Origin of the sequence: Bradyrhizobium sp. 149 (assembly GCF_023073915.1) — a bacterium.
In the GTDB taxonomy this organism is placed as follows: domain Bacteria; phylum Pseudomonadota; class Alphaproteobacteria; order Rhizobiales; family Xanthobacteraceae; genus Bradyrhizobium.
The window spans coordinates 70,115-93,214 of record NZ_JADPKK010000015.1 but is presented as its reverse complement, the minus strand read 5'-3'; the positions used below and the strand labels follow the sequence as shown (position 1 = coordinate 93,214).

General features: G+C 65.2%; 20 protein-coding genes. 11 read left to right on the top strand and 9 right to left on the bottom strand.

What is annotated here, in order from left to right; all coding sequences use genetic code 11:
- Positions 1-300: 300 nt before the first annotated feature.
- Both IVA88_RS09470 and IVA88_RS09465 read left to right on the top strand, forming a co-directional pair.
- Entirely contained in the window at positions 301-2,103 is a 1,803-nt protein-coding gene (locus IVA88_RS09470; protein WP_247497023.1) for a tetratricopeptide repeat protein, read from the top strand.
- Positions 2,104-2,189: 86 nt separating this feature from the next.
- Positions 2,190-3,074: a 4-(cytidine 5'-diphospho)-2-C-methyl-D-erythritol kinase gene (locus IVA88_RS09465; protein WP_247497022.1), complete on the top strand. Its 885-nt coding sequence runs from the start codon at positions 2,190-2,192 to the stop codon at positions 3,072-3,074.
- On the opposite strand, the gene IVA88_RS09460 is transcribed toward IVA88_RS09465, so the two are convergent.
- The 5 genes from IVA88_RS09460 to IVA88_RS09440 form a co-directional block, all read right to left on the bottom strand.
- Complete coding sequence (locus IVA88_RS09460) at positions 3,071-3,931, bottom strand: alpha/beta hydrolase (RefSeq protein ID WP_247497021.1); 861 nt, start codon at positions 3,929-3,931, stop codon at positions 3,071-3,073. The two genes, IVA88_RS09465 and IVA88_RS09460, sit on opposite strands and share 4 nt — an antisense overlap.
- A 7-nt stretch (positions 3,932-3,938) precedes the next feature.
- Positions 3,939-4,571, bottom strand: coding sequence for a LysE family translocator (locus IVA88_RS09455; RefSeq protein WP_247497020.1), 633 nt, complete (start codon positions 4,569-4,571; stop codon positions 3,939-3,941).
- 44 nt (positions 4,572-4,615) lie between these two features.
- Positions 4,616-5,878 carry a beta-ketoacyl-ACP synthase II gene (gene fabF, locus IVA88_RS09450; RefSeq protein ID WP_247497019.1) on the bottom strand — a complete coding sequence of 421 codons (1,263 nt, stop codon included), beginning with the start codon at positions 5,876-5,878 and terminating at the stop codon, positions 4,616-4,618.
- A 1-nt stretch (position 5,879) separates the two neighbouring features.
- On the bottom strand, positions 5,880-6,395 hold the full coding sequence (locus IVA88_RS09445; RefSeq protein WP_247497018.1) for a helix-turn-helix domain-containing protein: 516 nt from the start codon (positions 6,393-6,395) through the stop codon (positions 5,880-5,882).
- Between the two features lie 180 nt (positions 6,396-6,575).
- Complete coding sequence (locus IVA88_RS09440; protein WP_247497017.1) at positions 6,576-7,583, bottom strand: polyprenyl synthetase family protein; 1,008 nt, start codon at positions 7,581-7,583, stop codon at positions 6,576-6,578.
- Between the two features lie 132 nt (positions 7,584-7,715).
- Between IVA88_RS09440 and IVA88_RS09435 the strand changes: the two genes are divergently transcribed.
- From IVA88_RS09435 to glyS, 6 genes are all read left to right on the top strand, one after another.
- Positions 7,716-7,943, top strand: coding sequence for a DUF2007 domain-containing protein (locus IVA88_RS09435; protein WP_247497016.1), 228 nt, complete (start codon positions 7,716-7,718; stop codon positions 7,941-7,943).
- The gene (locus IVA88_RS09430) at positions 7,936-8,703 is read left to right on the top strand and encodes a methyltransferase (RefSeq protein WP_247497015.1); all 768 of its coding nucleotides are present in this window, start codon (positions 7,936-7,938) and stop codon (positions 8,701-8,703) included. The genes IVA88_RS09435 and IVA88_RS09430 overlap by 8 nt, the downstream gene beginning before the upstream one ends.
- 214 nt (positions 8,704-8,917) lie before the next feature.
- Positions 8,918-9,826, top strand: a complete 909-nt coding sequence (locus tag IVA88_RS09425; protein ID WP_247497014.1) for a S49 family peptidase — start codon at positions 8,918-8,920, stop codon at positions 9,824-9,826.
- A gap of 104 nt (positions 9,827-9,930) precedes the next feature.
- Complete coding sequence (locus IVA88_RS09420; RefSeq protein WP_247497013.1) at positions 9,931-10,122, top strand: hypothetical protein; 192 nt, start codon at positions 9,931-9,933, stop codon at positions 10,120-10,122.
- 210 nt (positions 10,123-10,332) lie between these two features.
- Positions 10,333-11,268 carry a glycine--tRNA ligase subunit alpha gene (locus IVA88_RS09415; protein WP_247497012.1) on the top strand — a complete coding sequence of 312 codons (936 nt, stop codon included), beginning with the start codon at positions 10,333-10,335 and terminating at the stop codon, positions 11,266-11,268.
- Positions 11,268-13,367, top strand: a complete 2,100-nt coding sequence (glyS, locus tag IVA88_RS09410; RefSeq protein ID WP_247497011.1) for a glycine--tRNA ligase subunit beta — start codon at positions 11,268-11,270, stop codon at positions 13,365-13,367. The genes IVA88_RS09415 and glyS overlap by 1 nt, the downstream gene beginning before the upstream one ends.
- A 204-nt stretch (positions 13,368-13,571) precedes the next feature.
- Here the strand turns inward: glyS and IVA88_RS09405 are convergent, their stop codons facing one another.
- Positions 13,572-13,925, bottom strand: coding sequence for a DUF1236 domain-containing protein (locus IVA88_RS09405; RefSeq protein WP_247497010.1), 354 nt, complete (start codon positions 13,923-13,925; stop codon positions 13,572-13,574).
- A gap of 222 nt (positions 13,926-14,147) precedes the next feature.
- On the opposite strand from IVA88_RS09405, the gene IVA88_RS09400 reads away from it, so the two are divergent.
- The 3 genes from IVA88_RS09400 (at position 14,148) to IVA88_RS09390 (ending at position 19,189) form a co-directional block, all read left to right on the top strand.
- Positions 14,148-14,303, top strand: coding sequence for a DUF3096 domain-containing protein (locus IVA88_RS09400; protein WP_007594951.1), 156 nt, complete (start codon positions 14,148-14,150; stop codon positions 14,301-14,303).
- Positions 14,304-14,399: 96 nt separating this feature from the next.
- Positions 14,400-17,390, top strand: a complete 2,991-nt coding sequence (ppdK, locus tag IVA88_RS09395; protein WP_247497009.1) for a pyruvate, phosphate dikinase — start codon at positions 14,400-14,402, stop codon at positions 17,388-17,390.
- 344 nt (positions 17,391-17,734) lie between these two features.
- A complete protein-coding gene (locus tag IVA88_RS09390; protein ID WP_247497008.1) occupies positions 17,735-19,189 on the top strand; it encodes a cell wall hydrolase in 1,455 nt (484 codons plus the stop codon).
- Positions 19,190-19,193: 4 nt separating this feature from the next.
- On the opposite strand, the gene nadC is transcribed toward IVA88_RS09390, so the two are convergent.
- From nadC to nadA, 3 genes are read right to left on the bottom strand one after another with little or no spacing between them, the layout of a single operon-like run.
- Positions 19,194-20,072 carry a carboxylating nicotinate-nucleotide diphosphorylase gene (nadC, locus tag IVA88_RS09385; protein ID WP_247497007.1) on the bottom strand — a complete coding sequence of 293 codons (879 nt, stop codon included), beginning with the start codon at positions 20,070-20,072 and terminating at the stop codon, positions 19,194-19,196.
- A gap of 11 nt (positions 20,073-20,083) precedes the next feature.
- Positions 20,084-21,685 (bottom strand): L-aspartate oxidase, encoded by a 1,602-nt coding sequence (locus tag IVA88_RS09380; protein ID WP_247497006.1) that lies wholly within the window; start codon positions 21,683-21,685, stop codon positions 20,084-20,086.
- Between the two features lie 6 nt (positions 21,686-21,691).
- Positions 21,692-22,795 (bottom strand): quinolinate synthase NadA, encoded by a 1,104-nt coding sequence (nadA, locus tag IVA88_RS09375; RefSeq protein ID WP_247497005.1) that lies wholly within the window; start codon positions 22,793-22,795, stop codon positions 21,692-21,694.
- Between the last annotated feature and the right edge of the window lie 305 nt (positions 22,796-23,100).

Genomic DNA, 23,100 nt, shown 5'->3' with positions numbered 1-23,100 from the left:
GGGTCATCAAGGCAGGCACAATGTGACCTGGGTGACGTGAACAGGCATTGTGGCACGTTCGCGTGAGGGGGTACCACACGCGCCGGGGGCCACGATAAGGCCATACTACCGGCGTCTTGGGGCGCTCGTGGCCGATTTGGGACGTGCGGAGGGGATCGCCCGGTCCGAATCCTTGCAGCGAAGCGCCAAAAGCGGCATTGTCGGCCTGACGGTTCCGGGTCCCAATGCCACCGGCCGCGTTCGCATGCGATACGGCCTTTTGCTGCAAACCCAGGCACTACCAACTCAAGGCGAGCCCTGATGTTTTCAAATCGTTTCAACCGCTGGACTGTTGCCGCCATTGCTCTCTTGGGCACAGCGATCGCGACGGTCCCCGGCGCGGTCCTGGCGCAGACGCCGGACCATCCGTCCGATACGGCGGCGCAATTTCCGACCCGGAACGATCTGAAGTCGCTGACCAGCTCCGGCAGCTATCTCGCCGCCCGCCACGCCAGCGTCGAGCGCGATGCGGCCTCGGCCGCCGCGTTCTATCGCTCGGCCCTGCGCACCGATCCCAAGAACAACGAGCTGCTCGACCGCGCCTTCATCTCCTCGGTTGCCGACGGTGACATCGACGAAGCCGTCAAGCTCGCCGAGCGCATCCTGACCATCGACAAGACTAACCGCGTTGCGCGCCTCGTCGTCGGCGTGCACGATCTCAAGTTCAAGAAGTACGCGACCGCGCAGACCAACATCAACCAGTCGATCCGCGGTCCGATCACCGATCTCGTCGCCACGCTGCTGTCGGGCTGGGCCGCCTATGGTGCGGGCGACGCCAAGGGCGGCGTCGCGATCATCGACAAGCTGGCCGGTCCGGAATGGTATCCGCTGTTCAAGGACCTCCACGCCGGCATGATCCTCGAACTCTCCGGGAAGGAGAAGGACGCGGGGACCCGGTTCGAGCGCGCCTACAAGCTCGACGATTCCATGCTGCGCGTCACCGAGGCCTATGCGCGCTGGCTGTCGCGCAACAAGGACTCGGCCGCCGCGACCACCGTTTACCAGGCGTTCGACAAGAAGCTCGCCCGCCACCCGCTGATCGTGGAAGGCCTGCGTGACACCAAGGCAGGAAAGAAGATGCCCCCGCTGGCCGATTCCGCGCAAGCCGGCGCCGCCGAAGCGCTCTACGGCATCGGCGCCACGCTGACCCGCCGCGGCGGCGAGGATCTGGCGCTGGTCTATCTCCAGCTCTCGCTCTACCTCCAGCCCACCCATCCCCTGGCGCTGCTCTCGCTCGCCGATCTCTATGAATCGGTGAAGCGGCCGCAGATGGCGATCAAGGTCTATGAGCGGGTGCCGTCGTCCTCGCCGCTCAAGCGCAACGCCCAGATCCAGCTCGCCATCGATCTGGATTCCGCCGATCGCACCGAAGAGGCGATCAAGATTCTCAAGGGCGTCACCACTGAGGATTCCAAGGATCTCGAAGCCATCATGGCGCTCGGCAATATCGAGCGCGGCCGCAAGAAATTCGGCGACTGCGGCGCGACCTATTCGCAAGGCATCGACGTGCTGCCGGCCGGCAACGATAAGGCCAACAGCGTCTGGTACTATTATCGCGGCATCTGCGAGGAGCGCTCCAAGCAGTGGGGCAAGGCCGAAGCCGACATGAAGAAGGCGCTCGAGCTACAGCCCGACCAGCCGCACGTCCTCAACTATCTCGGCTATTCCTGGATCGATCAGGGCGTCAATCTCGACGAAGGCATGAAGATGATCAAGCGGGCCGTCGAGCAGCGCCCGGATGACGGCTACATCGTCGATTCCCTCGGCTGGGCCCATTACCGCATCGGCAATTACGAGGAGGCGGTGAAGAACCTCGAGCGGGCGATCGACCTCAAGCCCGAGGATCCCACCATCAACGATCACCTTGGCGACGCTTATTGGCGTGTCGGACGCACGTTGGAAGCCAAGTTCCAGTGGGCGCACGCCCGCGATCTCAAGCCTGAGCCGGATGAGCTTCCGAAGATCGAGGCCAAGATCGCAAACGGCATGACCGACGACAATTCGAACTCCTCGGCTGCGCAGGCGGAGAAGGAGAAGAAGAAGGACGACGGCAAGGGCGGCTGAGTTGAGCGCATGATCCGGAAAAGCGTGTAGCGGTTTTCCGGCAAGATCATGCGTAGGAAGAACTAAGTTCTGGGGGCGTGTCGCCAATGCCGGCGTTGATTGAAGAAGCGCGCGCGAAGGTCAATCTGAGCCTTCGCGTAGTCGGCCGCCGTACCGACGGCTATCATGATCTCGAAAGCGTGGTCGCCTTTGCCGACTGCGCCGACCGGCTCACGCTGGAGCCCGGCGGCGAGCTGAAGCTCACCACGACGGGGCCGCTCGCGGCGGCCTGCGGCGATATGGCCGACAACCTCGTGTTCAAGGCGGCCAAGCTCCTGGCCGAGGCCGTGCCGCACCTGAAGCTGGGCGCCTTCACGCTCGACAAGGTGCTTCCCGTCGCAGCCGGCATCGGCGGCGGCTCGGCCGACGCCGCGGCGGCGCTGCGGTTGCTGGCGCGTCTCAACAATCTGTCGTTCGACGATCCTCGCCTCCAGAAGGTTGCGCTTGCGACCGGCGCCGACGTGCCGGTGTGTCTGTTCTCGCGTGCCTGCGACATGACCGGTGTGGGCGAGCAGCTGCTGCCCTTGATGCTGCCGAGCATGCCCTGCGTGATGGTCAATCCGCGCGTGCCGGTCGCGACCAAGGATGTGTTCAAGGCGCTGGGCCTGCGCAACGGTGAACTTCTAGTCGGCGCCACGTCCGTGCTCGACGCCGCGGCCTGGCCGGACGAGGGCGCCTCCATTGCCGATTGGGTCGACACTCTCGAGACCGTCCCAAACGATCTCGAAGCCCCCGCGATGCGCATCGAGCCTGTCATCGGCGACGTGCTGCAAGCCTTGCGTGGCTCCGCCGGAGTCAAGCTCGCGCGTATGTCCGGCTCCGGTGCGACATGCTTTGCGATCTATGGCGCGCCCACTGATGCGCATGCCGCCGCCGAGCAGATCCGCAGGGATCATTCCGGCTGGTGGGTGCACGCGGGGACGCTGAGTTAGGTCAGTCCAAGAAACTCCCTGATCTCACCCAACACCTCCTGCGGCTTGTCATGCTGCAGCCAGTGTCCGGCCCCGGCAATGGTCTCGACGCGCGCCTGCGGGAAGTAGCGCTCCAGGCCCGCGGCCCTGGCGCCAGCCAGAAAGCTTTCGCCGGCATTCAAGAGCAGCGTCGGACAGGTGATGCGCGACCACAGCGCGATGTGATCGTCCGGCCAGAGCCGGTGCGGCGCAGAGGCACGCTGGTAGGGATCGAACTTCCAGCTATAGGTGCCGTCCTCATTCTGCCGCGCGCCGTGGGTGGCGAGATGCAGCGCGAGGTCACGGGACAGCCGCTTGTTGTGAAGCACCATCTGTGCCGCCGCAGCTTCTAGGGTCGGATAGCGGCGCGGTACGCGGTCGTGCAGCTTGTCGAGCTGACCAACCCATTTGCCGATGCGCTCATGCGCCGGCGGTTTTCGTGTATCCGGCAACATCGTCACGCCGTCGAGCACGACCAGCTTCGAGACCTGTTCGGGGAACGACCCTGTAAAGATCAGGCTGACCATGCCGCCCATGGAATGCCCGATGAGAGTCACTTGATGCGCTGCGATGGCGCGGACGAGCTGGGTGAGATCATACACATACTCCGTCAGCGCGTAGCTGCCGCCCCTGGTCCAGTCAGAATCGCCGTGACCGCGCAGGTCGGGTGCGAGCACGTGAAAATGCGGCTGCAGTGACCGGGCGATGACATCCCAGCTGCGGCAGTGATCGCGGCCGCCGTGAATCAGGACGGCGACGGGGGCGTCGTCGTTGCCCCAGTCGGCGTAGTGCAGCTGCAGGCCATGAGACTCGTACGTGCGGCTTTGCGGGGCGAGCATCGCGGAGCTATCCATTCACGGGCCGCCGCGCCAGTGCAAGCGACAGGCCGAGCCCTGCGATGAAGACGCCGGAGCCTTGCGTGAGACGTCGCATCAGATGCGGCTTTCCGATCAACTGCGTGCGTGTCGCGGAGGCCATCAGCACCACCACGATATCGGCGAGCGTGTTCAGCGTCACCGAGATCGCACCCAACATGATGAATTGCAGTGCCGGGCTCGATCCAGCCGGATCAAGGAACTGCGGAATGAAGGCGAGGAAGAATGCGGCGGTCTTCGGGTTCAGCGCCTCAACCAGCACGCCGTCGCGAAAGGCGCGCTTGTCGCCGACGGGCTCGCTGTCGAATGACAGCGCGCCGCCGGCGCGGCGAAAGGTCCTGATGCCGAGCCAGACCAGATAGAGTGCGCCGACAAATTTCAACGCGGCAAACAACTCGGCGCTGGCAAGGATGATCGCGGAGATGCCGAGGCTGCCCGCGACCACATGAACCAGTCCGCCGAGCGCGGTGCCGGCGGTCGACGCAAAGCCGCTGCCGCGCCCTTCCGACAAGGTCCGTGCCGCGACGTAGAAGATGCCAGGGCCGGGAATGACGGCGATGAGACAAGCGGCGGCCAGGAACAGCCAGAAATTCGTTTCAATCATCCTGTTTTCGTAGCGCAGCTTGCCGCGATTGCAAGCCCTCTTGCCTAGCCCATCCGGCGGAAGATCACGCTGGCATTCACGCCTCCAAAGCCGAACCCGTTGGAGATCGCGTGCTGCATCTTCATTGGACGCGCCACGCCGGCGACAATGTCGATGCCGTCCGCGCCGGGATCTGCGTTTTCGAGATTGAGGGTCGGCGGCGCGATCTGGTCGCGCAGGGCGAGCGCGGTGAAAATCGCTTCAAGGCCACCGGCGGCGCCGAGCAGATGGCCGGTGGCCGATTTGGTCGCGCTCACGGCGATGCCGCGGTGACGACCGAACAGCGCGGCAATCGCGCCAAGCTCGCTCTCGTCGCCGGCCGGCGTCGAGGTCGCGTGCGCATTCAAGTGCTGCAGATCCGCGGGCGCAAGCTTCGCTTGCCGGAGCGCGATCTCCATGGCGCGCCGGGCGCCGTCGCCATCAGGCGGACCCGATGTCATGTGATAGGCGTCCGCGGTCGTGCCGTATCCGACGATCTCCGCGATCGGCGTCGCGCCGCGCGCCAACGCATGCTCCAGCTCCTCGATCACCAGGATGCCGGCGCCTTCGCCCATGACAAAACCGTCGCGGTCACGATCGAACGGGCGCGAGGCGCGCGCGGGCGCGTCGTTGAAGGAACTCGACAGTGCGCGGGCCGCAGCAAAGCCGCCGAGGCTGACGATATCGATGCAGGCCTCCGCGCCGCCGCAGATCGCCACATCAATCTCGCCGGCGCGGATCATCCGCGCGGCATCGCCGATCGCCTGAACGCCGGCGGCGCAGGCCGTGACCGGTGTGCCCAGCGCACCCTTGTAGCCGTATTTGATCGAAACGTGGCCGGCCGCGAGATTGGCGAGGAAGGAGGGAATCGTGAACGGCGAGAGCCGGCGCGGGCCGCGCTGCTCAGTGATGCGCACAGCTTCCGCCATCGCCGGGAATCCGCCGACGCCGGAGGCGATGATCGTCGCGGTTCGTTCCTGCGCCGCCGCGTCCTGCGGCGTCCATCCGGCCTGCGCAACCGCTTCTGCGCTGGCGAGCAGCGCGAACAGGATGAAGCGGTCCATCTTGCGCTGGTCTTTTGGCGCGGCGGCTTGCGCGGGATCGAAGCCGCCGTGGGCGTCATCGGCCTTGTCGGGCACGAGGCCGGCAATGCGTGCAGGCAGCGCCTGCGACCATTCCGGCAGCGGACGTAGCCCGCTTTGACCGGCCAGCAGCCGGCTCCAGGACAATTCGACACCGCAGCCAAGCGGCGACACCGCGCCCATTCCCGTCACGACGATACGACGCATGTCAGTCTCCAGCCGGCGCGACGGCCGGGTTCATGGCTTTGAGCGAGGTCAGCCGTTTGCGCATGACACGGCTGGCGCGGGGACCGGCGATGATGACCGCGTTGGCGAGCGTGATCGGCTGCATGTCGGCGGCATCGACCACGACCGGATCGAACGGACGAACATCGACGCGGTTCGCCAGCAGGATGGATTCGCCCTTCGGCGCGAGATGCTTGTTGCCCCAGGCGAGCAGCGCGACGATCACGGGGAAGAAGTCCCGCGCCTTGTCCGTCAGCACATATTCGTAGCGCGGCGGCCGTTCATTGTAGCGGCGGCGGACGAACATGCCGCTCTCGGTGAGATGGGCAAGACGTCGCGACAGGATGTTCGGCGCGATCCCGAGGCTTTGCGAAAATTCGTCGAACTTTGTTGCGCCCTGGAACGCATCGCGCAGGATCAAAATGCTCCACCATTCGCCGACCGTCTCCACGGCGCGGCCGACCGGGCATTCCAGGATGGAGGGGGATTTGGGCTGCATGAGGGGAAAGTAGGATTGTAGCTTGCAAAATGCAAGTTACTTGTGATTGCGAGCGAAGCGAAGCAATCCAGCGTCTTGCCGCGGTGACAGACCTGATTTCGTTGCGCTCGCAACGACGATCGTTGATGCAGTCGGGCATTACCTCACCGGCCTTAGCCGGCACCGCATCGAGCAGCGTGCCTAATGCGACCGTGCCAGGCAGAACGCCACGACCTGCTCCAGCGCGCTCTTCATCGGCGAGGATGGGAACAGCGCCAGCGCGTCCACCGCCATGGCGCCGTAGTGCTGGGCACGGCTCCGCGTGTCTTCGAGCGCACGATGCTTGTTCATCAATCCGACGGCGTGGTCGAGGTCGCTGTCGCCGATTTCGCCGCGCTCGAGCGCGCGGATCCAGAAGGCGCGCTCGGTGTCGTTGCCGCGGCGGAAGGCGAGCACGACGGGCAGCGTGATCTTGCCCTCGCGGAAATCGTCGCCGGTGTTCTTGCCGAGTTTTGCACTTTTGCCGCCATAGTCGAGCACGTCGTCGACGAGCTGGAAGGCGATGCCGAGATTCATGCCGACCGAGCGGCAGGCGGTCTGCTCCGCCTTCGGACGATTGGCGATCACGGGCCCCACCTCGCAGGCGGCCGCGAACAGCTCGGCGGTCTTGCCACGGATCACGGCGAGATATTCGTCCTCGGTGGTCGCGGTGTTCTTGGCGGCGGCAAGCTGCATCACCTCGCCCTCGGCGATGGTCGCGGCGGCCGCGGAAAGAATGTCCAGCGCACGGAGCGAGCCGACCTCGACCATCATGCGGAAGGCCTGGCCGAGCAGGAAGTCGCCGACTAGCACGCTCGCCTCATTGCCCCAGAGCATGCGCGCCGACAGCTTGCCGCGGCGCATCTCGCTCTCGTCGACAACGTCGTCGTGCAGGAGCGTGGCGGTATGCATGAACTCGACGCTGGCCGCGAGCTTGATATGGCCGTCGCCGGTGTAGCCGGCGAGGTTGGCCATGGCCAGCGTCAGCATCGGGCGCAGGCGCTTGCCCCCGGAGGAGATCAAATGGTTGGCGACCTCCGGGATCATGGTCACGTCCGAACCGGTCCGCGACAGGATCGTGGCGTTGACGCGCTCCATGTCACCGGCGACAAGGGCAACCAGCTCTTCGATCGACGCGCCGGGAGTTTCGAAAGGTACGATGACGGCCACGCCGGTCTCCAATATTTGCCCCGGAAGGGCTATTCTGATGGAAAGACAATAGAAACTGGACGGGGATGCGGCAAGGGCCGTGGAACCATTGACATTTGCCGCTTAATCCCCGTCAGGCAGGAGACCTGTGTTTTGCGAGAACTGGTTCGAACCAACGATATGGTGCTGGTGTCGGCGATCGGCGCGCTGCTCGACGGCGCCAACATCCATCATCTGGTGCTGGACCAGAACATGAGCATCATCGAGGGCTCGCTCGGCATTTTGCCGCGGCGGATCCTGGTCCATGAGGACGATGCCCTCGAGGCCCGGCAGCTTCTGACCGACGCCGGCCTCAGCCACGAACTGCGCGGCGATGAGTGAAGCGCTGGCCGACCTCACCGAGGACGCCTTTCTCGGCGGGCAATTGCGGCTGAAGCAGAAGCGGGTCGGCCATCGCGCCGGGCACGACGCCATTTTGCTCGCAGCGGCGACGGAGGCGAAGGCGGGCGACCGCGTGGTCGACCTTGGCGCCGGCATCGGAGCGGCCGGGCTTGCGCTCGCCCGGCGCGTTCCGGGGATCAGGCTCGGTCTGGTCGAGATCGATCCGGAGCTGGCGGAGCTCGCGCGCGCCAACGCGGCGGCGAATGCGATCGCCGCCGAGACGATCGTGCTCGACGTCACGGCGGACGCGCAGGCCTTCGCGGCGAGCGGGCTCGCGCCCGACAGCGTCGACGTGGTGCTGATGAACCCGCCCTTCAACGATCCCGCTCGCCATCGCGGCTCGCCCGATCAGGCGCGCCAGATCGCGCATGTGGCGACCGGGGAGACGTTGAATGCGTGGATGCATGCGGCGCGGCGCATCCTCCGATCAGATGGCGCGCTGACCCTGATCTGGCGCGCAGATGGGATCGCCGAAGTTTTGGCAGCGCTGTCACGCGGGTTCGGAAGTCTTGCGATCTTGGCGCTGCACGGCGAGGCGGCACGGCCCGCGATCCGCGTGTTGGTGCGCGCCGTCAAGGGCGGCCGGGCTCCGACGCGCGTGCTGCCCGGCCTTATGCTCAATGACGGGCCAGGCGTGCCGAACAACGAGGTGAGGGATATTCTGGAGGGACGGGCGGTGTTGCCGCTGGCAGAGCCGTGACGGTCTACTGGGGAAGCGATTCCGACTGCTGCTCTTGCGGAGTCGTCAAGCGGATCGCCATGAACAGCGCACCGATCAGCAGCATCAGCAGATAGATTTTCATGGTGTTCTCCGCTGGTCCATTGCAGCCTCCCAACGGGGTTTCTGCAAAACACGTTCCGGGCCCTTCCAATGACAGTCGCGTGATAAGAAATAGTTAATCAGAGGTAACGGCATGGCCGAAAAATTGAACGATCGTGAGAGTTCCGGCCTGGCCGACAAGCTCATGCAATATCTGCCGGCGCGCTTCCGTCCCGGCACGGCCGTGGTGCCGGTGGTGCGGCTGTCGGGTGTGATCGGCGCGGTGACGCCACTGCGCCCGGGCATGACGCTCGCGACCGTTGCGCGGGTGCTGGAGCGGGCGTTTTCAATGCGCAACGCCAAGGCGGTGGCGCTGGTGATCAACTCGCCCGGCGGCTCGCCCGTGCAGTCGCGCCAGATCTATCTGCGCATCAAGCAGCTCGCGGCGGAGAAAAAGCTGCCGGTGCTGGTGTTCGTCGAGGACGTCGCGGCCTCCGGCGGCTACATGATCGCCTGCGCAGGCGACGAGATCATCTGCGATCCGTCCTCGATCCTCGGCTCGATCGGCGTGGTCGGCGGCAGTTTTGGTTTCCAGGAAGCGATCAAGCGGCTCGGCATCGAGCGGCGCCTCTACACGGCCGGCGCGCACAAGGCGATGCTCGACCCGTTTCTCCCTGAAAACCCCGACGACGTCGCCAAGCTGAAAGCGCTCCAGCGCGAGATCCACCAGATATTCATCGCGCTGGTAAAGGAGAGCCGCGGCGCGCGGTTGAAGGGCTCCGACGATACCCTGTTCACGGGCGAATACTGGGCCGGCGAGAGTTCGATCGCGCTGGGGCTCGCCGACAGCATCGGCGATCTCCGCTCAACTCTTCGTGCCCGCTATGGCGAGAAGGTTCTCACCCCCGTGATTGCCCAGCCGACCGGTCTGCTCTCCAGCCTTCTGGGCCGGAAATCGCCCGGCGCGGGGCAGCTTTCGGCCATGGAATCAATGGCCGGCCTGCCAGACGATCTGATCTCGGCCGTCGAGACGCGCGCGATTTGGGCGAAATTCGGGTTCTAGACGGAGCCCTCCCGCGCCATTTGGTCCGGGCTGAGCCAATTGCGGCGCAGCCCGGTCTGCGCAAGAATGCGCGTGGGGGCTGAGCACTCAACAAGGATCGACCGATGCCGCCGTTCGTCGCTTTCGCGGGCGTCTTGGGCGGGCTTGCCGTGGTCCGCTGGGCCTACAAGACCGCCGTCCGGATCAACCAGGAGCTGGAGGAGATGCGCCTCTCGCGCGTCGCCGAGGCCGCCCATAGAGGGGCCGTCCAGACGCTGAAACAGGACCCCGTGACCGGGGCCTATCGACCGAGTTAGTTGGCGCGCTTCTTCACACGCCGTCATTCCGGGACGCCCGAAGGGCGAACTAGGGTGCGCAGTTGTGCACCTGAGAATCTCGAGATTCCGGGTTCGATGCTGCGCATGGCCCCGGAATGACGGCCGTTCCACCCCCTTCACCTTGATTCCCACCCCTGCCGTCGATACGGTCCCGCGCGATTCAAACCCCCGCGAGAGCCCGATCTGACGATGGACGCCTCCTTGCCCGCCCATATGCGCCCGGAACGCTCGTTCCAGGGCTTTATCCTCGCGCTCCAGCGGTTCTGGGCCGAGCAGGGCTGCGTGATCCTGCAGCCCTACGACATGGAGATGGGCGCGGGTACCTTCCATCCGGCGACCACACTGCGCGCACTCGGGCCAAAACCCTGGAATGCCGCCTATGTGCAGCCCTCGCGGCGACCCAAGGACGGCCGCTACGGCGAGAACCCGAACCGGATGCAGCACTACTACCAGTTCCAGGTGATCATGAAGCCGTCGCCGCCGAACCTTCAGGAGCTGTATCTGAAGTCGCTCGCCGCGATCGGCATCGATTCCGCCGTGCACGACATCCGCTTCGTGGAGGACGATTGGGAGAGCCCGACGCTGGGCGCCTGGGGCCTCGGCTGGGAATGCTGGTGCGACGGCATGGAAGTCAGCCAGTTCACCTATTTCCAGCAGGTCGCCGGCTTCGAATGTGCGCCGGTCGCGGGCGAGCTCACCTACGGCCTCGAGCGCCTCGCGATGTATGTGCAGGGCGTCGATCGCGTCTACGACCTCAACTTCAACGGCCGCGACGGTGACGCCAAGGTCACCTATGGGGATGTGTTCCTGCAGGCGGAGCGGGAATATTCGAAGCACAATTTCGAAGTCGCCGACACCACGATGCTGTTCGAGCAGTTCAAGATGGCGGAAGCAGCGTGCAGGAAATATCTGGAGGCAGGCTGGAAGGACGGCAAGCGCGAGGCGCACTTGATGGCGCTGCCGGCCTATGACCAGTGCATCAAGGCGAGCCATGTCTTCAACCTGCTCGATGCGCGCGGCGTGATCTCGGTGACGGAGCGGCAGAGCTACATTCTTCGCGTGCGCGAATTGGCGAAGGCTTGCGGCGAGGCCTGGATACATACTGAAGCGGGCGGAGCGGCCTGATGCCCGATCTTTTGCTTGAACTGTTCTCCGAAGAGATCCCCGCGCGGATGCAGGCCAAGGCGGCGGACGATCTGCGCCGCATGGTCACGGACAAGCTCGTTGCCGAAGGCCTGGTCTACGAAGGTGCGAAAGCTTTCGCGACCCCGCGCCGTCTGGCGCTCACCGTGCACGGCATCCCCGCGCGCCAGCCTGATCTGAAGACCGAACGCCGCGGACCGAAAATCGGCGCGGCCGATGCGGCGGTGCAGGGCTTCCTGAAAGCGACGGGTCTGACATCGCTCGACGAGGCCAAGATCCAGCGCGACCCGAAGGGCGACTTCTACATTGCGCTGATCGAAAAGCCGGGCCGCGATGCGATCGACGTGCTCGCCGAGATACTGCCCGTCATCATCCGCACCTTCCCCTGGCCGAAATCGATGCGCTGGGGCGCGCGCTCCGGCAAGCCGGGATCGCTGAGCTGGGTGCGCCCGCTGCACGCGATCACCGCGACGTTCGGGCTGGAGACCGAAGAGCCAGATGTCGTCAAATTCTCGGTGGACGGCATTGAGACCGGCCAGACCACCTACGGCCATCGCTTCATGGCGCCGGCTGCGATTCAAGTGCGCCGCTTCGAGGACTACGAAGCGAAGCTGAAGGCGGCCAAGGTCATCCTCGATCCGCAGGCGCGCAAGGACATCATCTTTGCCGATGCCAAGGAGCTGACGTTCGCGCAAGGGTTCGAACTGGTCGAGGACCAGGTGCTGCTGGACGAGGTTTCCGGTCTCGTCGAATGGCCGGTCGTCATGATGGGATCGTTCGAAGCGGAATATCTTGCGATTCCCGACGAGGTTATCCGTGCCACCATCCGCAACAACCAGAAGTGCTTCGTCGTCAAGGATGCCAAGACCGGCAAGCTGACCAACAAGTTCGTCCTCACCGCCAATATCGAGGCGGCCGACGGCGGCAAGACCATCGTCGCCGGCAACGAGCGCGTGATCCGTCCGCGTCTGTCGGATGCAAAGTTCTTCTACGAGACGGACCTGAAGACCAGGCTCGAGGATCGTCTGCCGAAGTTCGAGCAGATCGTGTTCCACGAGAAGCTTGGCACCCAGGCCGTGCGCATCAAGCGGATCGAGCGCCTTGCCGCCGAGATCGCGCCGCTGGTCGGCGCCGATGTCGCCAAGGCGACGCGCGCCGCGCATCTGGCGAAGGCGGATTTGCTGACCGAAGTCGTCGGCGAATTCCCTGAAGTGCAGGGGCTGATGGGCAAGTACTACGCGCTGGCCCAAGGCGAGGATGCCTCCGTCGCTGTCGCCTGCGAGGAGCACTACAAGCCGCAAGGCCCCGCCGATCGGGTGCCGACCGATCCGGTCAGCGTCGCGGTGGCACTCGCGGACAAGCTCGACACGCTGGTCGGCTTCTGGGCGATTGATGAGAAGCCGACGGGGTCGAAAGATCCGTACGCGTTGCGTCGCGCAGCGTTGGGCGTGATCCGGTTGATTGTCGAGAATGCGCTTCGGCTGTCGTTGATGAAGGTGGCTGCGTCCGCGCTCGCTGGCTTGTCGGTGAAACCTGCGGATGCGCAGAAGCTCCCGAGCGATCTGCTCACCTTCTTCGCCGACCGCCTCAAGGTCCAGCTCCGCGAGCAGGGTGCGCGTCACGATCTCGTAGACGCCGTGTTCGCGCTCGGCGGCCAGGATGATCTCCTGATGATCGTCCGCCGCGTCGAGGCGCTGGGCAAATTCCTCGAGTCCGACGACGGCAAGAACTTGCTCGCCGGTATCAAGCGCGCCAGTAACATTCTCTCGATCGAGGAGAAGAAGGACAAGCGTAGCTTCGACGGCACGCCGGATCCTGCGCTCTACGGTCTCGGCGAGGAGAAGGCGCTGGCTAAGGCGATCGGCGAGGTGCAGGCGGAAGCCGGTGCCGCCGTCGGTAAGGAAGACTTTGCGGCTGCGATGAGTGCGATGGCTAAACTGCGCCCGCCGGTCGATGCGTTCTTCGAGAAAGTTCGGGTCAACGACGACGATGCGAAGGTGCGCGAGAACCGCCTGAAGCTGCTCAACGAAATCCGCAGCGCCACGCGCGCGGTGGCGGATTTCTCGAAGATTCAGGATTGATCTCGTGCCCCGGACGCACCGCAGCGCCACTTGGCTCTGCGGCGCACCGCGCTGCGCCGCGTCCGGGACACGGGAATGCGCCCCAACGAATGCACGAAAAACCCCGCCCGGCGGGGGGAGGACCGGGCGGGGCCTGATGTCCGATAACATTGCTCGCGCCAGCCTGATTGATGTGACGCGCCGGACATCGAGTTGAACGCGTGTCTAGTCGATCACCTCGACGATGCGCCGTGAGCGCGGCTCGACCAGCACGGTCTCGCCGTTTACGACGGTGTAGCGATAGGTGGTGGCGCCGAAACGTTGCGGCACGTCATAATAGGTGACGCCGCTTTCGGGTAAGGTGGCACCGACCACCACGCGATCCGGGATACGGAAAGCCGGCACACGCTGTTCGACGACATAGTCGCGGAAAGCCGGCCGCTGTTCGACTGCAATGGTCGGGCCGCTGTCGACGACGACGGGCGCGCGTCCCACCGTGACGCCGCTTTGCGCCTGCGCCGCAAGGGGCGAGCCGATCGCGGCCGCGAGCGTTGCAAGAGCAAGAATCCTGTTCCGCATGGGCAACTCCTTCGAGACGGTTTTCAGGAAGCGCCGATTGCGCGACCCGTTGCCAATGCATGCGTCTTCGCGATGTTCCGGAAAACGCCTGCCGCATTCGTGGCATTTTCGGGCAGTTTTCGCGGAGCCGGGAACTCGAGCGTTCCTGGTGCGTCTCTACCCGCGGAACCCGGTCAGCTATGATCCGGCCGCGATTCGTCCCACCCCACCGAAAGACAATTCATGCACATCACCGTCGCCCACATCTCGCCAATCCTGTCGCTGCTTGCGGGCGTGCTCATCCTGATCATGCCGCGCCTTCTGAACCTGATCGTCGCGATTTTTCTCATCATAAATGGTGCGATCGGGCTCGGATTGTTGAAGTGGCTCCATCTCTAGGCCTTCATTCTAAGGAACTCTTCGACTTGCGCGGGCCTGCCCAAAGTGGTGTAAGGCCCGCAATTACCCATTCCTCTCGCAGGTTGTGTGCAAGCTATGGCCAAAGCCGCCTCGAAAATTCCAGCGAAAATACCAGCGAAATCAAAGTCCTCCGCCAAGACGAAAGCCGCGCCGGCGGCCCGCAAGGCACTTGCCAAGAGCGTCTCGAAGCCGGTGGTCAAGGCCGCGGTGAAGCCCACTGCCAAGCCGGCTGGGAAGCCTGCCGCCAAGGCTGTTTCCAAGAATGTTCCCAAGACCGTTTCCAAGACTGTTTCAAAGGCTGCGGCCAAGCCGGTTGCGCCGAAGGTCGCCGTGAAGCCGGCACCGAGCAAGGCTGCGCCTACCAAGGCCGCGCCTGTTACGGCCAAGGCCGGCAAATGGGTGTTCACGTTCGGCGACGGCAAGGCCGAGGGCAAGGCGGAGATGCGCGACCTGCTCGGCGGCAAGGGCGCCAACCTCGCCGAGATGGCCAATCTCGGCCTGCCGGTCCCTCCGGGCTTCACCATCCCGACCTCGGTCTGCACCTATTTCTACGCGCACGACAAGTCCTACCCGAAGGAATTGCAGTCGCAGGTTGAGAAGGCGCTCGACCATGTCGGCAAGCTGACCGGCAAGATCTTTGGCGATTCCAGGAACCCGCTGCTCGTTTCGGTGCGCTCCGGCGGCCGCGCCTCGATGCCGGGCATGATGGACACCGTGCTCAATCTCGGCCTCAACGACGAAACCGTGGAAGCGCTGTCGGAACTGTCGGGCGATCGCCGCTTCGCCTATGACAGCTATCGCCGTTTCATCACCATGTATTCGGACGTGGTGCTCGGCTTCGAGCATCATCATTTCGAGGAGATCCTCGACACCTTCAAGGACAGTCAGGGCTACACGCTCGACACGGATCTCACCGCCGACGACTGGGTCGATCTGGTCGGCAAGTACAAGGACGCGGTTGCGCGCGAAACCGGCAAGGATTTTCCGCAGGATCCCCACGACCAGCTCTGGGGCGCGATTGGCGCGGTGTTTTCATCCTGGATGAACGCGCGCGCGGTGACCTACCGCAGGCTGCACGACATTCCGGAATCCTGGGGCACTGCGGTCAACGTGCAAGCCATGGTGTTCGGCAACATGGGCGAGACCTCGGCGACCGGCGTTGCCTTCACGCGCAACCCCTCGACCGGCGAGAGCAAGCTCTACGGCGAGTTCCTGATCAACGCGCAGGGCGAGGACGTGGTGGCGGGCATCCGCACGCCGCAGGACATCACCGAGGAAGCGCGAAAGGACTCGGGCTCCGACAAGGCGTCGATGGAATCGGCGATGCCGGAGGCCTTCAAGGAGCTGACGCGGATCTACACGCTGCTCGAGAAGCACTACCGCGACATGCAGGACATGGAGTTCACGGTCGAGCAGGGCAAGCTCTGGATGCTCCAGACCCGCAGCGGCAAGCGTACCGCCAAGGCGGCGCTGCGCATCGCGGTCGAGCTCGCCAATGAAGGCCTGATCACCAAGAAGGAAGCGGTGACGCGGATCGACCCCGCCTCGCTCGACCAGCTGCTGCATCCGACGATCGATCCCAACGCCAAGCGCGACGTGATCGCGACCGGCCTGCCGGCCTCGCCGGGTGCGGCCTCCGGCGAGATCGTGTTCTCCTCGGACGAAGCGGCCAAGCTTCAGGCCGACGGACGCAAGGTGATTCTGGTCCGGATCGAGACCAGCCCCGAAGACATCCACGGCATGCACGCCGCCGAAGGCATTTTGACCACCCGCGGCGGCATGACCTCGCATGCTGCGGTGGTCGCGCGCGGCATGGGCAAACCCTGCGTCTCCGGTTGCGGCACCATCCGGGTCGATTACGGCCGCGGCACCATGAGCATCGGCTCGCGCACCTTCAAGACCGGCGACGTCATCACCATCGACGGCTCGCTCGGCCAGGTGCTCGCCGGCCGCATGCCGATGATCGAGCCTGAGCTGTCCGGCGAGTTCGGCACGCTGATGAAATGGGCCGACCAGGTCCGCAAGATCGGCGTGCGCGTCAACGCGGACACGCCGGAGGACGCGCATACCGCGATCAAGTTCGGCGCGGAAGGCATCGGCCTTTGCCGCACCGAGCACATGTTCTTCGAGGAGACGCGCATCCGCACGGTGCGTGAGATGATCCTCTCCGAGGACGAGCAGTCGCGCCGCGCTGCGCTGGCAAAACTGCTGCCGATGCAGCGCGCCGACTTCGTCGAGCTGTTCGAGATCATGAAGGGCCTGCCCGTCACGATCCGTTTGCTTGATCCGCCGCTGCACGAGTTCCTGCCGCACACCCATGCCGAGGTCGAGGAAGTGGCGCGCGCCATGAACACCGACCCGCGGCGCCTGGCTGACCGCGCGCGCGAGCTCTCGGAGTTCAATCCGATGCTCGGCTTCCGCGGCTGCCGTATCGCGATCGCCTACCCCGAGATTGCCGAGATGCAGGCGCGTGCGATCTTCGAAGCCGCGGTCGAGGCCGAGAAGCGCACCGGCAAGGCCGTCGGCCTCGAGGTGATGGTGCCGCTGATCGCCACCAAGATGGAGCTCGATCTCGTCAAGGCGCGTATCGATGCCACGGCGAAGGCGGTGATGCGCGACACCAACACCAAGCTGACCTATCAGGTCGGCACCATGATCGAACTGCCGCGCGCCTGCCTGCTCGCGGCCGAGATCGCGGAGAGTGCCGAGTTCTTCTCCTTCGGTACCAACGACCTCACGCAGACGACCTACGGCATCAGCCGTGACGATGCCGCGAGCTTCCTCGGGACCTATGTGTCCAAGGGCATCCTGCCGATCGATCCCTTCGTCGCGCTCGACCAGGAAGGCGTCGGCGAGCTGGTCAAGATCGGCGTCGCACGGGGCCGCAAGACGCGCGCCTCGCTCAAGGTCGGCATCTGCGGCGAGCACGGCGGCGATCCCGCCTCCGTCGCCTTCTGCCACGCGATCGGTCTTGACTACGTCTCCTGCTCGCCCTACCGCGTCCCGATTGCCCGCCTCGCCGCGGCCCAAGCCGCGCTCGGCAAGGCGATCGCGAGCCAGGCATAAGCGACGAGTCGAAATGTTGAGTGCGAAAGAGGTGGGGCAAAACCCCGCCTCTTTCATTTGAAGCACACCGTCGGGGAGGGAACCGCGCGCGCCCCGTAGCGATACGTGCGCGCAAGAGTTCCTTCACCATTCGCGTTGACCGATTGTTTACCTCGCCGCGTGAGGGCGCGTTTACCAACGCGCATCATCACCCCGTGAAAACACCTGCGATCGCTTGCGTGTGCTGCATGCGCAACGCCGATTAACGCCTCGGCAACCTAAATTAGATACTCACGATAAAGATCGAATCGCACGGATGTACTGCGGCTCGATTTTTCTAGCGTAAGCGTAGCGTGAGCGTATCGATGTTTTTGTTGCGTACCCATCCGAAGGGCGCGCGGTTCGCGTCCTTCGGCATCGGTCTCTGCATCTTCGCATTGGTGCCGAGAGAGACCGGCTATCAGGACATTGCCTCGCTGCTGGCGCGCCAACCCGGCGTCGCAGAGCGCTGGCAGAAGCAGGTGTTCTCTGCTGCGTCCTCCATACAGCTCGCCACCTACAGTTTTTCCCGGCCGATCGGCACTTCGCTTCCGCTGAGCACGATGGTTCGCCTCGCGAGCCTCGATGGCCGCGACGTCACCGGCGCGATCAGCCGTAATCCGGCGCTTCAGGCGCCGCCGCGCTACCAGGCCGCCGATTTTCCCAGGGTCGATCGCTCCATGAAGGGCGATCGCCTCGCAACGATCACGCCGACGCAGGCTCCCGAAGGGGGCGCGCCGACGGCAGCGCCCGCGCAGGAAGATCCCGCAACGTCGAACAGCTCGGTGTTCGGCGCCAAGACCGTCGCGTTGCCACAGGCAATGTCGCCGGAGTCCGCGGCCGCTCTCGATCCCGAGCTCGCGGAAGCGCTGCGTGCGCCCCCCCTTCCGCAATACACCAACGCGCCACAAGCCAGCGACGCTGCGCGTTCGCTCGCGCTCCAACCGCTGGAAGCGCTGAAGCAGGCCACCATTCCGGCTGCACCGCCGCGCGATCCATTCCGCATAAAGACCTCGAACCTGTTCTTCGGCAGCTCCTCGCTCGGCGGCAACGTCGAGAGCATCGAGAGCTGGCAGCCCGGCGCGGAGCCGCTGATCGTGATGCCCGACCCTGACTTGAAGGTGACGGCCTCGCTGACGCCGCCGACGGAGGATATCGCGAAGGATATCGAAAGCGGTGAGAGCGTCGCGCCGAAGGGTGAGGTGAACGTCGACAACCAGCGCGCCAGATCGCCGGCGGAGCGGCTCGCACTCGACGACAAGTCGCGCGCGAAGTCTGAAAAATGCCTCGCGGAAGCCGTCTATTTCGAGTCCCGCGGCGAGGCCGTGCGCGGCCAGATGGCGGTCGCGCAGGTGGTGATGAACCGCGTATTCTCCGGCAAATATCCGGATACCGTGTGCGGCGCGGTCTATCAGAACAAGCACCGCCATCTCGCCTGCCAGTTCACCTTCGCCTGCGACAACAATGCCGACGTGATCCGCGAGCCCGAGATGTGGGAGCGTGCGAAGAAGATTTCGAAGGCCATGCTCGACGGCCAGATCTGGCTGCCCGAGGTCGGCAAGTCCACGCACTATCACGCATACTGGGTGCGGCCGTCCTGGGTCGCCGAGATGAAGAAGATGTACAAGACCGGCGTGCACACCTTCTATCGCCCGCGCGCCTGGGGCGACGGCAGCGAGGAGCCGAGCTGGGGCACCCCGGCGCAGACCGCCGCGCTCTCCGCCGAGCTCACCCAGCAGGCCAAGAGCTCCGCCGAGATGGGCGCGACCGAGCGGCGGTAGCCGCTCACGCTTCTATATCCAGCGCGCAGTCGAAATTCGGCGCCGAATGCGTCAGCGCGCCGGATGAGGCGTAGTCGACGCCGGTCGCCGCGATGGCCGCGATCGAGTCCAGGGTGACACCGCCGGAGGCCTCCAGCTTGAGGCGTCCCTCGTTGAGCCTCACGGCTTCGCGCAGGGTCGCAAGGTCCATGTTGTCGAGCAGCACGGCATCGGCAAGGCCGGTGTCGAGCACCTCGCGCAATTGCGGGAGCGTGTCGACCTCGATCTCGATCTTGACGAGATGGCCGGCATGGGCGCGGGCGCGCTCCAGCACGGGGCGGATGCCGCCGGCGACCGCGATGTGATTGTCCTTGATCAGGATCGCGTCATCGAGACCGAAGCGGTGATTGAAGCCACCCCCGCAGCGTACCGCATATTTCTCCAACGCGCGCAACCCCGGCGTGGTTTTCCGCGTGCAGCAGATCCGCATCTTCGTGCCCTCGGTGCGCGCGACGTAGTCGGCCGTCAGTGTCGCGACGCCCGACAGGCGGCCGACGAAGTTGAGCGCGGTCCGTTCCGCCGTGAGAATAGCACGCGCCGGGCCTGAGATCGTCAGCACGTGCTGCCCTCGGGCGAGGCGCGCGGCGTCGCGAACATGCGCGCGCACGTCGATGTCGGGCGAGAGCTTTTGCAGGGTCGCGAGCGCCAGCGGCAGGCCTGCGATCACGCCGGGCTGCCGTGCGACCAGGATCGCTTGCGCCTTCGTTGCGTCGGGGATCGTCGCAAGTGAGGTGATGTCGCCGGCGCGGCCGAGATCCTCGTCGAGCGCGCGCAGCACGGCCTCGTCGATCGCGAGCGGGGAGAGGAAGGCGTCGGGATAGAGCAGAGAGATCGGGGTGATCATGGCAGACTCCGTCAGGCGATCATGGGTTGTGCGGTTCGCGATGTCGAGCGTTCGGTCAGTCCGTCCGCGATCTCGCGTGCCGCCGTGAGCACAGTCATGGTGCGTTGCGCGAGTGCGGGAGCGTCCGCGGAATAGTCGGAGCGGAAATGCGCGCCGCGGCTCTCGCGCCGGCTCCAGGCCGAGGCCGCCACGAGCAGGGCTGTCGTTGCCATGTTGCGGACCGCGATGCTCGTGGCCTCGCGTTCGAGCGCGGCGAAGCTGCGAATCGCGTCCGCAAGCCCGTCACCATCGCGGATCACGCCGACATGCGTACCCATCAGCGTCCGCAACCGCGTCACGGCCGCAGCATCCGGCGCGCCGCTGTGCGGCGTCACCAGGTCTGAAAGGCGGGCTGGCGAGGGGACGACGCGACCGGCGATGTCGTCGGCGATGCGCGCGGCGTAGACCACGGCCTCCAACAGCGAATTCGAGGCGAGGCGATTGGCACCATGCGCGCCGGTGGACGACACTTCGCCGCCGGCCCAGAGACCGTCGATCGAGCTGCGGCCGCGATCGTCCACCGCGATACCGCCCATGTGATAGTGCGCCGCCGGTGCGATCGGGATGGCCTGCGTGGCGGGATCGATGCCGGCGGCGATGCAGCTCGCATACACTGTTGGAAATCTTGCGGCGAAGCGCGCGCCCAGCGCCTGCCGCGCATCGAGGAAGGCGCCGCGCCCGGCCGCGATCTCGGCGAATACGCCGCGGGCCACGATGTCGCGCGGTGCGAGCTCGGCGAGCGGGTGGAGCGTCGTCATAAAACGTTCGCCGTTGCCGTTGATCAGCGTCGCCCCTTCGCCGCGCAACGCCTCGGTTGCCAGCGGCGCCGGATCGCGGCCGACCATCATGGCAGTCGGGTGAAACTGCACGAACTCGGGATCTGCAACCACCGCGCCCGCGCGTGCGGCGATTGCCAGGGCGGATCCGCTGGCCTCGCACGGATTGGTGGTGACGGCGTAGAGATGGCCGATGCCGCCAGTGGCGAGCACCACCGTGCGCGCGGCGAGCAGGATCGGCTGTGCGGCGAAATTGCCGGCTTCGCGCAATTGAAGGCCGGTGACGGCGCCGTCCTCGGTCAACAGCGCTTCGGCGACGAAACCTTCGATCAATCGGATCGACGGCGTGCGCCGCACCGCATCGCTCAGCGCCGCGATGATGGCGGCGCCCGCGCCATCGCCACGCACATGCACGATGCGCCGCGCCGAGTGTGCGGCTTCGCGCCCGACTGCGAGCCTGCCTTCGAGATCGCGGTCGAACGGCACGCCGTAGGCGAGAAGATCGTCAATCCGCGGTGCGGCCTCGCGGGCGATCCCCAGTGCGACAGCTTCGTCGACGATGCCGCCGCCAACGGCAACCGTGTCCGCGGCGTGCGCTTCCGACGTATCGCCTTCCGCCACCGCCGCGGCGATGCCGCCTTGCGCCCATGCGGACGACGCGCCCTCTCCGAGCGGCGCGGCCGAGATCAGCGTCACCGGCCGCGGCGCGAGCTTCAGCGCGCAGAACAATCCGGCGAGGCCGCCGCCGACGATGACGGCGTCATCGGTGCGGGTGAGGGTGTGGATGTTTGTCATCACCTTGTCTCAATTCTTCAGATTGATCATCCGTTCGACCGAACGCCGCGCGCGCATCGCAAGCGCGGGATCGATCGTCACCTCTTCACGAAGCATCAGCAGGCTTTCCAGAATGTTGGCGAGCGTGATGCGCTTCATGTGCGGGCAGATATTGCAGGGGCGCAGCATTTCCACGTCGGGCAGCTCGGCGCGCACATTGTCGGCCATCGAGCATTCCGTGATCATGACCAGCCGCCGCGGCCGCTTTTCGCGCACCCAGTTGATCATGTGCGCGGTCGAGCCCGTGAAGTCGGCCTCGGCCAGCACGTCCGGGGGGCATTCGGGATGCGCGATGATCTGCACGGAGGGATCGGCCTCGCGGTAGCTGCGCAGCTCGGCGCCGGTGAAGCGCTCGTGCACCTCGCAGGCGCCCTTCCAGGCGATGATCTTCACGTCGGTCTTCGAGGCCACGTAAGTCGCCAGATAGCGATCGGGCAGGAAGATCACGGTTCGAGCGCCGAGGCTCTCGACCACCTGCACCGCGTTCGACGAGGTGCAGCAAATGTCGACTTCGGCCTTCACCTCGGCGGAGGTGTTGACATAGGCAACGACAGGCACGCCGGGAAATTTTTCCCGGAGCAGGCGAACGTCGGCGCCGGTGATGCTGGCGGCAAGCGAACAGCCGGCGCGCGTATCGGGGATCAGCACCGTCTTGTCCGGATTGAGCAGCTTTGACGTCTCGGCCATGAAGTGCACGCCGCACTGGACGATGATGTCGGCCTCCACCTTGGTGGCTTCCACCGCGAGCTGGAGCGAATCGCCGCCGATGTCGGCGACGCAGTGGAAGATCTCCGGCGCCTGGTAATTGTGCGCGAGGATCACCGCGCCCCGCGCCCGCTTGAGCTCGTTGATCGCCTTGATGGTCGGCGCCATCAGCGGCCATTCGATCGGCGGGATCACATGTTTCACGCGCTCGTAAAGCGGCGCGGTGGCGCGCTCGACCTCCGGCGTCCATTCCAGCGAAGGCATTGGCAGCGGAGGCCCGTTTCGCACCGGCGCCCGGGGCGACGTGATGACTTGGCCCTGCGGCCGGCTGGCAAAATCGTCGGGACCGTAAATTCCAGTTAGCGGCATCGAAGCCTCCCGTGTGCGTTAGATATACTCGATACGAGCATATATTGAGCCTGAGAAATCCGGCCGGCCGGCCGGAAGGATCAATCAATATGCTCATTATGAGCAAATCAAGGATAACACGCCTCGGAGAGGACCGCTAGATGCTCCCGCACACATTCCCGTCAGTCGCGACTTGCTCCTCCGGAGGAGGTCTCCACGAAATGCAATGCTCCCGCGATAGCCCTTCATGGAATGCAACCATTTTTCGCTTGGGATTTTCATGCATCTGCATTAAACGGCTTTTCCGCAGCTCCCTGTTCCGGATC

Bases quoted from the DNA above. Each gene is read 5' to 3' on its own strand.
- IVA88_RS09470 (WP_247497023.1), top strand. From the start codon at position 301: ATGTTTTCAAATCGTTTCAACCGCTGGACTGTTGCCGCCATTGCTCTC.
- IVA88_RS09465 (WP_247497022.1), top strand. From the start codon at position 2,190: ATGCCGGCGTTGATTGAAGAAGCGCGCGCGAAGGTCAATCTGAGCCTT.
- IVA88_RS09460 (WP_247497021.1), bottom strand. From the start codon at position 3,931: ATGCTCGCCCCGCAAAGCCGCACGTACGAGTCTCATGGCCTGCAGCTG.
- IVA88_RS09455 (WP_247497020.1), bottom strand. From the start codon at position 4,571: ATGATTGAAACGAATTTCTGGCTGTTCCTGGCCGCCGCTTGTCTCATC.
- fabF (WP_247497019.1), bottom strand. From the start codon at position 5,878: ATGCGTCGTATCGTCGTGACGGGAATGGGCGCGGTGTCGCCGCTTGGC.
- IVA88_RS09445 (WP_247497018.1), bottom strand. From the start codon at position 6,395: ATGCAGCCCAAATCCCCCTCCATCCTGGAATGCCCGGTCGGCCGCGCC.
- IVA88_RS09430 (WP_247497015.1), top strand. From the start codon at position 7,936: ATGAGTGAAGCGCTGGCCGACCTCACCGAGGACGCCTTTCTCGGCGGG.
- IVA88_RS09425 (WP_247497014.1), top strand. From the start codon at position 8,918: ATGGCCGAAAAATTGAACGATCGTGAGAGTTCCGGCCTGGCCGACAAG.
- IVA88_RS09420 (WP_247497013.1), top strand. From the start codon at position 9,931: ATGCCGCCGTTCGTCGCTTTCGCGGGCGTCTTGGGCGGGCTTGCCGTG.
- IVA88_RS09415 (WP_247497012.1), top strand. From the start codon at position 10,333: ATGGACGCCTCCTTGCCCGCCCATATGCGCCCGGAACGCTCGTTCCAG.
- glyS (WP_247497011.1), top strand. From the start codon at position 11,268: ATGCCCGATCTTTTGCTTGAACTGTTCTCCGAAGAGATCCCCGCGCGG.
- IVA88_RS09405 (WP_247497010.1), bottom strand. From the start codon at position 13,925: ATGCGGAACAGGATTCTTGCTCTTGCAACGCTCGCGGCCGCGATCGGC.
- IVA88_RS09400 (WP_007594951.1), top strand. From the start codon at position 14,148: ATGCACATCACCGTCGCCCACATCTCGCCAATCCTGTCGCTGCTTGCG.
- ppdK (WP_247497009.1), top strand. From the start codon at position 14,400: ATGGCCAAAGCCGCCTCGAAAATTCCAGCGAAAATACCAGCGAAATCA.
- IVA88_RS09390 (WP_247497008.1), top strand. From the start codon at position 17,735: ATGTTTTTGTTGCGTACCCATCCGAAGGGCGCGCGGTTCGCGTCCTTC.
- nadC (WP_247497007.1), bottom strand. From the start codon at position 20,072: ATGATCACCCCGATCTCTCTGCTCTATCCCGACGCCTTCCTCTCCCCG.
- nadA (WP_247497005.1), bottom strand. From the start codon at position 22,795: ATGCCGCTAACTGGAATTTACGGTCCCGACGATTTTGCCAGCCGGCCG.